The following is a 14,073-nucleotide window of genomic DNA, read 5'->3' as shown; positions in this document are numbered from 1 at the left end:
CAGTTAACATGTTATTTTTACCATCTGTTAAAAATTCCTTTAACTACTTTTGCAGTCTGCAGGCGACTGATTTAAAGTTAGATACAAGCCCAATACTATCACCGCAGCCCCGGCCAATTGGAGAATCCCAAGGGTTTCACCTAAATAGACCCATGCAAAAGCAATTGATACAACCGGACACAAATACTGGGATAGTGATGCTTTCGTACTTCCTAACCTGCCCACTACCCAGATCCATACCGTATTCGCCAAGACTAACGCAAACATAGAGGAAAAAAAGATGCTGTACAAAGCCGCTTCTGGTATAGTACTCCAGTCAGTACTTGTTAGCTCTGGCAGTGCAATAATAAGAAATAGTACGGCATTAAAAACCATTATATAAGCAAAAATTTGGTAAGTGGAGTATCTATCATTTAACTCTTTAATAAACACTGTATAGTAACCGTAGCAAAACTGACCGACTAAAAGAAGCAAGGCTCCTATTAAATGAAGACCAAACAGACTCAACTCCTTATTAGAGCCCACTACAACAAAGAGTACTCCTAGCAGCCCTGTTATAACGCCTGCCGCCATACGCCGTGAGATGGCTTCTATCTTAAATATACTGTTTATCACCGCGACTTCAACCGGAAGAGTGGCAAGTACTAATGACGAATTCCCCGCGGTAGTCTGGGACATTCCAAATGTAATAAGCACCTGGTTAACAAAAAGACCCAACCCACCAATTATGGCTATTTTTTTGAGGTCGCCTGCTGGCATGGGCTTATATGATTTTGTTATGAGCAGGACTGCTACAGATAAAATTGCTGCGATTATAAGCCTGCATGCATTGTAAACCAGCGGAGACAAAGACATTAGGCCAATTTTCATTACCGGTATATTAAGTCCCCATATTACTGTAATGATAAGCAAAAGAATTTTAACATGTCTATCTCTGTTGCAACTAGTACCCAATTATTTCTACCTCGTTTCTGTATACGTTTACATTTGTTACCCTATTTCATAGCAATAAATTAAGCCAAAGCACAGTTCCCTCTTAACCAGGCGTATAGCATATAACTTTCATATTCTTCCCTGTTTAACAAACCCCTTGTGGATAATTACTACTTCTTCTAAAAGAAGTAAGGCACTTTAGTAGGCGAAGCCTTTTCAAAACATAAAAAAACAACCTCGATAGCTGACCTATACAGCTAACAAGGTTATTTCAAAATACCTGTTCCTAATCTCCCATACCATCCGTCAATCCAGGCCTACTCTATCGTTCTTGTACCGCATTCAGCGCAAAACTTCGCTCCAGCTGCAAGTTTGCCTCCACATTTTGAACAGTGAGTTTTCTTTTTCAGTTGGGCCCCACACTCTGGGCAGAACATATTATATAATATATTTGCAAATACCAGAATACAAGTAAAGATTCAAAATTTTATGGAGAGACCCACAAGGACAGGGGAAGGAAGACCGCCCGCTTAGGCAAGAAAAAAATCAAATGCCACCTCCATTAAAAATGAGCGACAACACATAGCATCAAGTGACCAAAGAGGGATAAAAATCACTGGCTAAGGTCTCTTGACCAGGATTGAGTATAATGAATTCAGGACCCCAGGGTCCTGTTAGCAGAATATGCAATAAACGTAATGAACCTGGAGTAATGTCATAGTGCATATTGAATTTTTCACAAGAATCTCTGATTTTAGGCATTATGCCTTCTATGTCATAGGCACCAGTATCAATGATCATAAATCGGGTATAATGCGCAAGCATTTTTTGTGTTAACCGCAAAGCTTTCCGCTCGCCATAGCGTTCTACCCAAGACTGATATGACCACATTACATTGCCTTCTGGATCTAGCCAGCCTTTAGTTATAAAGTAGGTACTAATCTCGTTAGGGATGCTTCTTCGGTTTTCAGTTGAACCTAAAAGCAAGGTAATGCAATCATCAATCCGGGGAATTACAAGCTTAGCTTTCGTCGATTTTATTCCTACGAGACCCTTTCCACAACAGCCAAACACCAAGAGAATAACATCGGCGTCTATTGTATCAACTTGTTCTTGAACTTTCTCGCGCAGATTTTCCGGTGAGTTGTGCAAGCCTGATTCCAAGTATACTACAGGATAATTAATGCCTGATTGCTGCATAGCAAGTGTAAGCTCGTCTTTCATAGTTTGGCACGCCAAAATTACTGTTAGCATTAATGTCACTTCCAATCAGGTTCTTTGTTAATTTGAAGTAACGCGACTGAGCTCGCTTCCTTTAGCGTCAGACCTTTTGTTTCCGGAGCCCAAACTACGCATACCATTAACCCAAGGAAGGTTATTATAGTGCTAATAAACATAGTATTGTTTATGCCTATAGTTTGTAAGGAATAAGGTAATGCGAAAGTGCCCATAGCTGCGCCAATGCGACTGATCGCTGTTACCACTCCTACAGCAGAAGCACGAATGTTTGTCGGGAATAATTCGTTGGGATAAATCCAGTCAAGAGCGCTGGGCGGACCAGAGAAGAATGCGTAAACTGCGAAACATATGAACACTAAGCCAGCGGGTGCGTTGGGAACGATACCTAAAAATAACATGGCCAGTGTCATGAAAATAAAGCTCCAGATAATTAGTGGACGTCTTCCCATTTTATTTACGAAGAACATCGATGCAATCGTACCGACTAGAAAAAAGATATTAATGACGGCATAGCCAATAATCCAATCATTGCCACTTCCTAAATGAAACGCGTCTAAAATCTGTGGGGCAAATGTGTATATGGCGAAGCAAGGCGCTACCTGGAAGGTCCAGAACAGTCCAATAAACATGGTTTTCTTGAAGTATTCTGGTTCCAACAGTTTACTTATTTTAGTTTTTTCTGTTGTTGGTTCGTTCAAATCAGCAAGTGTAGCATGCGAACCATAGACTTGTTTGACTATCTTAAGAGCTTCTTCGCTACGGCCTTTGCCCACAAGCCAGCGTGGGGATTCTGGTGTTCCCCAGCGACCAAGTACCAGTATCAATGCCGGAACGGCGGAACTTCCCAGCATCCATCTCCAAGAATCAGGGCCTGCAGCAAGTAACAAATATCCTACAATGCCCGCTACAACGGCACCAGCATACCACGTACTGGCCAATAAAGCCATCATGGCACCGCGATATTTACGGGGTGAAAATTCAGTTAATAGAGCTGTTGCTATGGGATAGTCTGCCCCGATGGCCATTCCAAGGAAAAATCGCAGTATGGCTAATTCAATCGGAGATTTTACAAATATTTGGAGAATTGAGAAGATTATAATAGCGATAAGATCGATTTGGTACATGAATTGACGACCCGTCAAATCGGTAACATAACCAAAGATTGTCCCTCCCACTAACAGGCCGACAAGAGCTGCAGCGCCGATAAGCCCCGTCCAGAATGTATCTAGATGGAGCTGGGGTTCTAGCTGTAGTAAAGCCATGCCGATAATTGTCAGAATGTAACCGTCTAAAAAAGGTCCGCCACTGGTATAGACCGTAAGCTTTTTTAAAAAAGGGGTTAACGGGGAATCCTCAACAACAAGCGATTGAGCGTTTTTCATCTTTCAGCCTCCTTAATTTATGCTGCATACATTTCACTAAATTAATATTATATTGCAAATATCATGCCAAGCAGTCATGCTGTTGAGGCTGTATATAGAAAGAAGACCTTGCAGAGCTATAATTTATAGGTAGTTGATTTTATTCCCAGTTTACGCAGACGGTAGTGCAAATCTTGTCTGGAGATACCCATATGTTTGGCGCTGTCGCTTACATTGCCGTTTTTCATCTTTAAAATTCTTTGAATATAAGATTGTTCACAGTGGCGTAGATAGTCGGATAATGCTTCTCCAGAAGAAATATCCCCTTCTGGCGTTTCTAAAGGCTTAGCCGATATGAGCATTCGCTTTATTAGAAAAGAGGGCAAATCATCAATACTTAACTCTGAAGCTGTATGTTCAACAATACTCATAGCGCTTTCAATTACATGTTCCAGCTCGCGGACATTGCCTGGCCAGTTGTATGAGGATAGTAAATCCAGCAGTTCCGGCGTTATTTGCTTAATGTTTAAGTTCAATTGCTGATTAAACCGGGAAACAAACTCCAGGACGAGTACCGGTATGTCTTCCGGACGCTCTCTTAGTGGCGCGATGTGTAAAATTACCGGTGTTAAACGATACAGGAGGTCTTCACGAAATAAGCTCTTACTTGCCATTTCGTAGAGACTTTGGTTGGTTGCACTGATTATTCGGCAGTTAATTTTACGCTCTTTTTTGTCGCCGAGACGTCGCACCACCTTATCTTGTAGTAATCTGAGCAGCTTGGCCTGCAAGGGTAGGCTTAATGAATTAATTTCATCCAGAAACAGAGTACCGTTTTCAGCCTGTTCAAACAAACCGGGAGAATCTATGGCACCAGAGAAAGCTCCTTTTACTGTTCCCATAAGCAAGCTTTCCATCAAGTTTTCAGGTAATGCAGCGCAGTTGACAGCGATAAACGGACGTGAGCTATAACAGCTTGCGTTATGAATTCCCTGGGCAAAGAGCTCTTTACCGGTACCGGTTTCCCCATAAATCATAACAGTTGACGGCATTGGTGCAATTTTCCTGGCTTGTTTGAGTGCCTGTTTAATGAGCGGACTGCTGCCAATAATGTCATCAAGGCTAAAGATTGTGCCGTTTAGCCGGTTTTTCGATTTATTACGTCCAAAACATTTTAATACATTGGTCAGTAACTCATTTATAGTGGGGATATCCCTGTTAATAGAATATACTGCAGTTAGTTCCCCATTCTCGAAAAACGGGTACGAATTGTAAACAATATCAACCTTTTTTCCGGTGTATAGTTGGTATGTCATATATTGTTCTAATAGCGGCATTTTACTTTGCAGCACTGCTATGCGCTGGAGGTTTGACAGAGGAGGCAAGGTATACACATCTGTATCCTTTTTTCCAAGCATAGTATGACGATCAGTAGCCTCAATTCTTTCAAATGCCCGGTTATAAATTAGAATGGTTCCATCCTTATCTGCGGCATAAACACCCTCTGATATAGCATCGATAATTTCATGTAATAACTGATTTTCCCTAGTCAAGTCTTCCAGACTTTTTGCTGTCTTTTCAATCATCTAATGTTCCATCCTTTGCATATCGTACTTAAAGAAAAGAATTTTTTCACTGAAAAAATTCTTTTCTTTTGTCTGTGAGTCCAGTGTATACAACACTTTTGGCCAGCAGATGAAAAATAGTTTTTCACTGACGGATAATTTGGCTTCAAAACTCATAATAAGACTTTTGCTAATAAACGTGCGATTTTTCGCAAAAATCTTATTATTTTGCTCCTTTTAGAAACGATGTTGTGATGATGGCACAGAAATTGCAAATATTAGAGTCGTACCGATTGGTAAATATGAAAGGAGGGCATTAACGCTAAAATTAGGTATCTGTCAAAAAAGTATAGTTAGGAGGGTCGTGCAATGAGTAAAGAGGAGAAAAAAATTGATCAAATGTTATTTTGGCCTCCGTTATTGTTGGTTGCTATTATGTGCAGTGCAATTATTTTGAATCCAGAGGCTGGAACTAACTACGTAAACAAAGTATTTTCTTTTTTAACTGGTAAAATGGGCTGGACATACGAAGTTTTTGTTCTGGCAAATTTGGGAGCTGTGCTATATTTCACATTTGGTAAATTTGCTAATAAGAGATTTGGCGGAGAAAAACCAGAATTTAGCACCCTGAGTTGGTTAGGGATGCTTTTTTCCGCAGGAACCTCTGCCGCTATCGTATATTGGAGCCCTATAGAATTCTACTTTTATCTTACAGCTCCTCCTTTTGGTTTAGAGCCTATGTCACCGCAAGCTACAGCGATGGCTACAGCGTATCCATTGTTCCACTGGGGGCCAAGTAGCTATGCACTCTATGTTGGTGTCGGTGTGGTGTTTGGATACCTGTTTTTTGTTCAGGGAAAAGAAGTTTTCCGACCAAGCACAGCCTGTGAATCCTTGCTCGGTAAGCACGCCAGCGGCTATCTAGGTAAAGCCATTGATATCTTCTACATGGTCGGAATTATTGCTGGGATCAGTACTTCGGTTGGTTTGGGAACTCCGCTGCTTAGTGAGGTGATTACCAAAATAACTGGCATTCCGCACACGTTAGGATTAGATGCAACAATTCTTATTATTTGGACAGTAATTATAGGAATTAGTGTGTACGGGGGCTTGGATAAAGGGATCAGACGGTTAAGTGATTTCAGAAATTGGTTGGGTTTTGCTCTACTAGCCTATGTTTTAGCAGTAGGACCAACCGCGTTTATGTTCAACAACTTTATTGATAGCCTGGGAGTCATGTTCAATAACTATTTTAGAATGAGCTTATATACTGACCCTGTCCTAAAGTCTGGATTCCCTCAAGACTGGACAATATTCTATTTTGCCTGGTTTATCGCTTTCGCTCTTAGCACAGGAATCTATCTGGCGAGAATTTCCAGAGGAAGAACGGTTCGGGAATTCACATTAGGAGCTATGTTCTCAGGTGTTATCTGCGTCTATACGTACTTTATGGTCTTTGGCAACTACACGATGGATTTACAAGCCAGAGGAGTAATAAACCTCGCAGAAATTATTAAAGCGCACGGAGTACCATATGCGATTGTAGAAATATTTTCTACACTTCCCTTCGCCTTTATCATATTACCCATAATTTTAGTGTTGCTATTTATTTCTACGGCAACCGTTATTAATAGTATAGCATATACACTGGCGATGGTAACTACTGCACAACTAAAAACAGGCGAAGAACCTGCTAAATGGAACCGGTTATTCTGGGCTGTGGTTTTAGGAGGCATTTCGCTGACGCTTATATTCTTGGGCGGTATGAAGCCACTGCAGGCCGCATCAGTTGCGGGGTCTTTCCCGACCATGTTTATCATGGCTATTATACTGATCGGTTTCATCAAAAAGGCAGGAAAAGAATGGGATGTATCGGATGAAACCAAGCCTAGCGACTCAACAGATACAAAGGATAAGTAAAGACCCTAATGGCCTAGTTAATCCGTTCGAAACTTAAATTATAATTGATGTAGGAGTGTGAAACAAATGTTCAGATTTACAGCAGAGCAGCATGTGTATGACATTAATGGCGTAAAGGTCGGTGGACAACCGGGAGAATTTCCCACAGTGTTGATTGGTAGCATGTTCTACCGAGGACACAAGATTGTCCTTGATTCGACAAAAGGGATTTTCAAGGAGGATGAGGCCAAGGAACTGCTTGATCAAGAGGCTGAAATGAGCGCAGAGACTGGCAACCCCAGAATCATAGATGTTTTGGGAGATACCCCGGAGGCGTTAGCGCACCATGTCGAGTTTATCCTTAAACATACTTCATCGCCGTTTTTGCTTGATAGTGTGAGTCCGGAAATTCGGACAGGCGCCTTAAAATTACTAGGCAAAGACCCGGCTATTACCAACCGACTCATCTACAACTCCATAGAAGAAAATTACACGGAAGATGAACTGAGCATTATTAAGGATTTTGGTATCAAAACTGCGGTAATCCTGGCTTTTAGTAAAAAGCATCTTAAGCCTAGCAGCCGTTTAAAGTTGCTGTCGGGAGACGAAAAAACCGAAGGACTAATTGCTGCCGCGAAACGCGCCGGTATTGAGCAGTTTTTGGTTGATCCTGGTGTACTTGATGTTGCCAGCAATAGTTGGACTACGAAGGCCATCTATGATGTAAAAGAACAGCTGGGGTATCCCGGAGGCTGCGCTCCTTCCAATGCTTTATATCTATGGAAAAAGATGCGTTCCAAAGGGTCCCCGTACTTTGAAGCTGCAGGTACTGCTGTCTTTACCTATCCTGTGACGCAAGGAGCTGACTTCCTGCTTTATGGCCCGATAATGAACGCTCCCTGGGTATATAGAGGAATTGCTACTACGGATGCAATGATGGGCTACACAACAAAACTTACTGGTACTAAACTAGGAACGACTGAGCATCCGCTGCTAAAATTATTCTAGCCCCAAGCTTGTAACAAAAAGACTTGTAGTGGCTAGAGAAGAATGTAACTGTGGAGCATGTCTCCCAGTAAACATAAAACAATAGTAAGGGAGAGGTGTTGACAATGATACCCAAATTTAATGTATTAACACCTGATCAAGTACAGCAAGTCAATGATCAGAGTATGAGGATTTTGGAAGAAATCGGAGTGGAGTTTTCCTATCAACCTGCTCTTGATGTTCTGAAAGCTAAAGGCCAGAGAGTAGAAGGACAGCGAGTTTACTTCCAGAGAAAATTTGTGGAAGAGCAAGTAGCTAAGGCTCCTGCCGAGTTTACTCTCCATGCGCGTAACCCGGAAAACAACCTGGTAGTCGGTGGTGAGAATATCATCTTTATGCCTGGCTATGGCTCACCATTTATCCATGAAGCAGACGGAACGCGGCGTAACTCAAATATGGCAGACTATGAAAACTTCGTAAAGTTAGCCCATATGAGCACCAACCTGCATATGACTGGTGGTAATGCAGCCGAGCCAAACGATGTTCCCGACTCAATTAGACATCTGAAAATGACTTACAGTTCCATAACTCTTTCCGATAAATGCTTTATGGGCAGTGCGTCTGGCTATGACAAAGCACAGGACAATATTGAAATGGCAGCCATTTTGTTTGGCGGCAAGGATGTAATCAAAGAAAAGCCAGCCTTGATTTGCCTCATTAACTCGGTTACTCCGCTAAAATTTGATGACCGCATGTTAGGCGCTTTGATGGCCTATGCGCAATCAGGTCAGGCCATGGTAATCGCCTCCCTGGTAATGGCCGGTTCAACAGGCCCGGCAACAATGGCTGGCGCGTTGGCTCTCCAGAATGCAGAAGTATTAGCCGGTATTGCATTAGCTCAAAGTATTAATCCGGGTACCCCTGTAGTGTATGGTTCAACCTCAGCTATTACCGATATGCAGACCGGATCACTATCTATCGGTAACCCCGAAGGATCTTTCTTCACTTCTGCCAGTGCTCAACTGGCAAGATTCTACCGCGTTCCCAGCCGCGGGGGCGGTGGTTTGACCGATGCGAAGATTGTCGATGCCCAGGCCGGTTATGAATCAATGATGACATTGATGGCTGCCAGTGTAACCGGGATCAATTTTGTTCTGCACACTGCCGGTATTTTGCAGTATTTCATGGCAATGTCTTATGAAAAGTTCATCGTAGATGATGAAATTGCCGGTATGATTCTGCGGTATCTCAAAGGTATTGATTTCTCTGAAGATAAGTTTGCCTATGATGTTATCAAAAAGGTCGGTCCGGGAGGACATTTCCTCACGCAGAAACATACCAAACAAAATCACGCTAAAGAGTTTAGACGTGTCCAGCTTAGCGACCGGTTATCTTATGACGGCTGGGGAAAAGAAGGGCTGGATACCAACAAGCGGGCCGAGCGCAAATGGAAAGCAATGCTGGCCGAATTCCAAGCACCTGCACTTGATAGCAATGTTGGACAAGCTTTGCAAGCTTTTGTGGAAAAGAAGACTGCCGAATACATTAAAGGTTAGTGTTTAGTTTAATCATTAAAATAAATGGAGGTATATTTCTATGAGCGATATTTTCGAAAAATTAAAAGAGGCTATTCTTGATGGCGATGATGATTTGGTAGTTGAATATGTACAGCAAGTTATTGATCAAAAGATTGATCCTGTTGCAGCCATTCAAAACGGCCTAATCAAGGGTATTGAAGAACTTGGTGCAAGATGGAAAGCCGGGGAGGCATTTTTGCCTGATGTTATGATGGGAGCAGACGCCCTGAAAACTGGACTTACTATGCTAGATCCGATTGTTGCTGCATCAGGTGCCACTGGTAGCGAAGCTAAAGGCAAGATTGTTATCGGCCAAGTAGCCGGCGACATTCACGATATCGGTAAAAACATTGTTGGTGCTTTGATGACGGCTGCTGGCTATAAAGTCTATGATATAGGTATTGACCAACCGGCAGAAAGCTTCCTGGCCAAAGCCGAAGAGGTTGGAGCTGATATCATTGCCGCAGGGGCCTTACTGACCACTACCATGGCCGCCCAGAAAGCGATCGTTGATTATCTTAAAAGTCAGGAAATGCGTAAAAAATACAAAGTCATGATTGGTGGCGGTCCTACCAGTCAGGCTTTCGCTGATGAAATTGGTGCTGATGCCTGGGCTGAAACCGCCGACGAGGCCGTTGCTCTTTGTGATAAGCTTGTTACCAAGTAATTAAAACAGCCCCGACTAAGTACACTTGTCCCCTTTCGGATTCTTGTAGGCAGGCTGCTGGCTATAAGAACTGAAAGGGGACATTTGTATAAGTTCAGTATGAAGGACTTCCATTGTTACAGTTTCAGTAAGAAATACCAGTTGCTGATTAGCAGAACCTACGAGATAGTCTTGAGCAGGCAAATCCTGCTGCCGGAAAGACAGGGGGAGGAAGTTTCCACAATTATCTGTAAAATACCCCCGTCTTGGATCTGCAAATCAGCAAGAACAGTAATCTCATCCTTTGAGGACAATGCTGGCAGTATCCTGGCAGAACTGATTATTCCGCACGATTCGTACCGCGAATCGCAATTATAGATACTGTCTGTCCATGCTAAGCGTACTGGTAGTCCGCTGGTCAGTACCGCTCCGAAGAGCGGTACCCAACACAGCTTTTTTGTTACTCGTTAACCTTTACCTTGCGCATATTCAGATCGCCGGAATAAATCCGAATGGAATTATTCACAATGCGGTCAATGATCGCATCCGCATGGATTCCACCACCAAGGCGTGTGTGCCAATCCTCAATTCGATACTGCGTACAGAATACGGTGCTTCTGTCAGTATAACGACGCTCAATCAGTTCGAACAGGAAATGTTCCTGCTGGCGTGACAGATCATCGATAAGCCATTCATCCAGAATCAGGAGTGTGTAACTCTCAAACTTCTTGAGGAGTTTTGATACGCCAGTGACAGTGGTAGCGGCTTCATCATGCAGCTGTAACAGATCCGGCATCCGGATGTATCTAGTTCTGTATCCCAACCTGCAGGCAGCTTTGCCAAATGCGCAGGCTAAATAGCTCTTGCCTGATCCCGTGAAACCGTCAATAATGATATTCGTATTGGAATTCAGGAACTGACAGCTAGCAACGCCAAGTACCTTGTCCCGGTCAAGATGACGGTCTGTGTAGTAGATATCATCGACATTGGCCTGTGGGAAGCGGAACTTTGCAAGTTTCGTCAGACGTTTCACTTTGTTTGTATATTTTTCCTGGTATATATAATCAACCAGGAGCTGCATGCGTTCCTCAAAAGTGAGGGTCTGGCAGCTCTGTTGACCGGATTGGAGCTCCAGTCCACGCATCATTTCGCTCAGATTGAGTTCTTCCAGTTTGCGGCGGGTTTCCTCATTTATCATCATCGTATCCTCCATAATAAGCGGCACCGCGGACATATCCGCGCACCTCACTATTCTTTTGACGGATTTCGCTTTCTTCTTTCTGGGCAAGATAGATTTTATCTTGATTGCCGGAAAGAACGGCTTTAAGATGATGGTAACGGGGCACCCGTATACTGGACAGGACGATTTCACATGCGGTTTCCAGACGCTCTTCGGAATACGTCTTTGCCAGATGTAACACCGACAGGGCCGAATTATAGCCCTGCTCTTTTATAGTTACGCTACGGAAAATACGGTCAATGACTTCCGCCGTACTTTCTCCTATGGACGCAGCCCAGCGTTTGATGCGGTTTTCATCCATTTCAGGCTGATTGTATGCATCCGGCATATCCTCCTTGTGCGTGCTCCATCCGTTGCTCCGGTAATCGGGGAACTTTGGATGGGTGGCAATGCGCTCGTGATTGTAATAGATTTCGAGAAGCGTATCCGTGATCCGTACACTTACTTCCTTGCCGCGATAATGAAACGGGCAGGAATAATGATTTTTCCAGAACACGATATGGCAGTCAGGATAAACCTTTACCCCATGCTTCCACTCGCAGATCTCATAAGGAACTGCCGGCAGTTCATGCAGATAGGGTTTTTCCTCCACATACACGAGGTAGCGGCTGCCTTCCCGCTTCTGAAACGGCGCTTCATTCAATTCAGCCAATGCTTTGCTCACTGCAATCCTGAGTTCACCGAAGGAATGGAATTCTTCATTCCTGAGCTTTGCGATGACCGCAGTGGCAATTTTACCGACCGTCCCTTCTACAGAGGCTTTCTGCTTGGGTTTGCGGACGCCGGTAGGCATGATAGCGGTGCAGTAGTGATTGCCAAGTTCCTCATATGCGCTGTTAAGGAGGATGTCTCCTTCTTTTGGGTGTTTGATAACGCCCGTCTTGAGGTTATCGCATACAGTTCTCACAGGCACACCGCCAAAGAATTTATACATGTTGATATGGCATCTGAGCCAGGTATTCAGTTTCATATCAAGGCAGGGCTCAACATAAGAATACTGGCTGTAAGGAAGAGTCGCTACAAACAGGTAAACCTTTATGAGCTCACCAGTGTCCGGATCCATAAATTTCATGGTAGGTCCGCTCCAGTCCACTTCGCACCGGATTCCCGGCTTATGGATAAGATGATTGGTAAGCGCCTTCTCTGCAACGTATTGGCCGTAATCTTCGCAATACTTGGAGTATCCGACTGGTATTCTTCCGTTTGCTTCGCACTCGGCTTTGTATTCTTTCCAGAGAAGTTTTAAGGTAACACCTACCTTTTTGAGTTCGTCATGAACCTGATCATACGACGGTAATTCATAGAGCTGGCTTAGATCCGAGTATTTGTTGGGGAAGAACATCTGATAGACTTCATCTTCAGCCAATTCTTTAACATCGTCATAGCGGATCTGTTTCTCATCAGCGATGTGGCATACTTCGCTGACGGAGGATTTTGACATGTTTCGAGTGGCAGCAATGCTGTTCTGAGACATGTGTGCATCCCGCAGTTCCAAAATCAGTTTGACTTTGATTTTGTTTGCCATAGTGATGGTCTCCTTTATCTTAGATTTGAACCAAATGGTTCTTACTAGTAAGATAAAGGAAACCGGTATCATTGTCATGGACTGATGGTACGATTGCGGTAGATTAGGGAATCGACGTGGTGGTATCATTGCCATGGAGTGCCGGTATCATTGTGCGGATTAGCGGTACGCCACGCACGGAATATTCATTTGTTTACTTATGTACTTTAGAATAGGAGTAAGTTCGGCTATTTCACTATTAAATTCAAGGGCCCGCCCGTCATATATTGCTTGGGCAAATGAGTTCAGGTCCATTTTTAATTGATCAAGCAACGTGGCAAGCGACGCTTCTTTTTGTTCTAGAGTATTGTAAAGCAACGCATTTTCAAGCGAAATAGCCGCTTGAGCTGATAATAGCTCTATAACTTTTACTCTATCAGGTGAAAATACATTCTCCGCTAGATTATTTTCTAAATAAAGAACTCCTTTCAACTCATTTTTAAGTATAATTGCCGTCGAAAAAAAAGATTTGGGTTTATTAGCAATAATATAAGGATCTTTATCAATTGAAAGTTTATGCAACTTTCCAGGAAATACAACGTTTTCCCCGGTTCTAGCTGTAAACCGAATAACTGTTTTAGGGATACTTTCACATTTATCAAGAGGCATCGATATTAATAGTTTTTCTTTTTCCCATTCTTTATCTACATATGCTTCAATCAGTAATTCTTCTTCTTGCTTTAGGATTAGGAATCCCCGCTGTACTCCCATATTTTCAAGCATCACTGTCATCAAGCGGTTAAGCAATGTCTCTAGATTGATTTCACTTGAAATCGCCTGTGATGCTTTGATAATAGTCAATAAATCAATATTCCTCGATATGTCCTGCAAATTCCAACTTTTCAGAAAAAATTTTGGATATTTATCTTCCAAGTCATTTACTTTCGCCTTTGCTCCCCAGAGCTGATATCGATAACGAGCTTCTTGAAAATATGCTTTGGCACTATTTTTCCGACCGTCACTTAGGTAGAAATTCCCTGCTAATTCATAGGCCAACGCCTCTTCATTTAAATATTCGTTTTCCTTAGCCAAACCAATTGCCTTGTCATAATGTTTTCTTGC

12 protein-coding genes are annotated in these 14,073 nt (G+C 42.8%); 4 read left to right on the top strand and 8 right to left on the bottom strand.

The genetic code is table 11. The features are described from left to right. Positions 1-39 precede the first annotated feature (39 nt). The 5 genes from AC1ECB_RS24520 to AC1ECB_RS24500 all read right to left on the bottom strand — a co-directional run bounded on the left by AC1ECB_RS24520 (position 40) and on the right by AC1ECB_RS24500 (position 5,119). Positions 40-954: a DMT family transporter gene (locus AC1ECB_RS24520; RefSeq protein WP_485666238.1), complete on the bottom strand. Its 915-nt coding sequence runs from the start codon at positions 952-954 to the stop codon at positions 40-42. Positions 955-1,250: 296 nt separating this feature from the next. Further along, complete coding sequence (locus AC1ECB_RS24515) at positions 1,251-1,370, bottom strand: zinc-ribbon domain-containing protein (RefSeq protein WP_485666237.1); 120 nt, start codon at positions 1,368-1,370, stop codon at positions 1,251-1,253. 151 nt (positions 1,371-1,521) lie between these two features. Further along, positions 1,522-2,187 carry a DUF1638 domain-containing protein gene (locus AC1ECB_RS24510; RefSeq protein ID WP_485666236.1) on the bottom strand — a complete coding sequence of 222 codons (666 nt, stop codon included), beginning with the start codon at positions 2,185-2,187 and terminating at the stop codon, positions 1,522-1,524. 5 nt (positions 2,188-2,192) lie between these two features. After that, the gene (locus tag AC1ECB_RS24505) at positions 2,193-3,554 is read right to left on the bottom strand and encodes an MFS transporter (RefSeq protein ID WP_485666235.1); all 1,362 of its coding nucleotides are present in this window, start codon (positions 3,552-3,554) and stop codon (positions 2,193-2,195) included. 116 nt (positions 3,555-3,670) lie between these two features. After that, positions 3,671-5,119, bottom strand: coding sequence for a sigma-54 interaction domain-containing protein (locus tag AC1ECB_RS24500; protein ID WP_485666234.1), 1,449 nt, complete (start codon positions 5,117-5,119; stop codon positions 3,671-3,673). A gap of 348 nt (positions 5,120-5,467) precedes the next feature. Between AC1ECB_RS24500 and caiT the strand changes: the two genes are divergently transcribed. The 4 genes from caiT to mtgC all read left to right on the top strand — a co-directional run bounded on the left by caiT (position 5,468) and on the right by mtgC (position 10,228). Continuing rightward, the gene (gene caiT / locus AC1ECB_RS24495; RefSeq protein ID WP_485666233.1) at positions 5,468-7,018 is read left to right on the top strand and encodes an L-carnitine/gamma-butyrobetaine antiporter; all 1,551 of its coding nucleotides are present in this window, start codon (positions 5,468-5,470) and stop codon (positions 7,016-7,018) included. 66 nt (positions 7,019-7,084) lie between these two features. Next, positions 7,085-8,005, top strand: coding sequence for a [methyl-Co(III) glycine betaine-specific corrinoid protein]--tetrahydrofolate methyltransferase MtgA (gene mtgA / locus AC1ECB_RS24490; RefSeq protein WP_485666232.1), 921 nt, complete (start codon positions 7,085-7,087; stop codon positions 8,003-8,005). Positions 8,006-8,109: 104 nt separating this feature from the next. Beyond that, positions 8,110-9,540 carry a glycine betaine--corrinoid protein methyltransferase gene (mtgB, locus tag AC1ECB_RS24485; protein ID WP_485666231.1) on the top strand — a complete coding sequence of 477 codons (1,431 nt, stop codon included), beginning with the start codon at positions 8,110-8,112 and terminating at the stop codon, positions 9,538-9,540. A 40-nt stretch (positions 9,541-9,580) separates the two neighbouring features. Beyond that, complete coding sequence (gene mtgC, locus AC1ECB_RS24480; RefSeq protein WP_485666230.1) at positions 9,581-10,228, top strand: glycine betaine-specific corrinoid protein MtgC; 648 nt, start codon at positions 9,581-9,583, stop codon at positions 10,226-10,228. Between the two features lie 439 nt (positions 10,229-10,667). On the opposite strand, the gene AC1ECB_RS24475 is transcribed toward mtgC, so the two are convergent. From AC1ECB_RS24475 to AC1ECB_RS24465, 3 genes are all read right to left on the bottom strand, one after another. Continuing rightward, positions 10,668-11,408: an ATP-binding protein gene (locus tag AC1ECB_RS24475; protein ID WP_485666229.1), complete on the bottom strand. Its 741-nt coding sequence runs from the start codon at positions 11,406-11,408 to the stop codon at positions 10,668-10,670. Continuing rightward, on the bottom strand, positions 11,395-12,972 hold the full coding sequence (istA, locus tag AC1ECB_RS24470; protein ID WP_485666228.1) for an IS21 family transposase: 1,578 nt from the start codon (positions 12,970-12,972) through the stop codon (positions 11,395-11,397). Before istA ends, AC1ECB_RS24475 begins: the two co-directional genes overlap by 14 nt. A gap of 159 nt (positions 12,973-13,131) precedes the next feature. Further along, a complete protein-coding gene (locus tag AC1ECB_RS24465; protein WP_485666227.1) occupies positions 13,132-14,043 on the bottom strand; it encodes a GAF domain-containing protein in 912 nt (303 codons plus the stop codon). Positions 14,044-14,073: the final 30 nt, after the last annotated feature.

It is taken from the genome of Sporomusa sp. 246TCP1 (assembly GCF_057319775.1).
The sequence above is the reverse complement of the archived record's forward strand: the minus strand, read 5'-3'. Positions and strand labels throughout refer to the sequence as shown.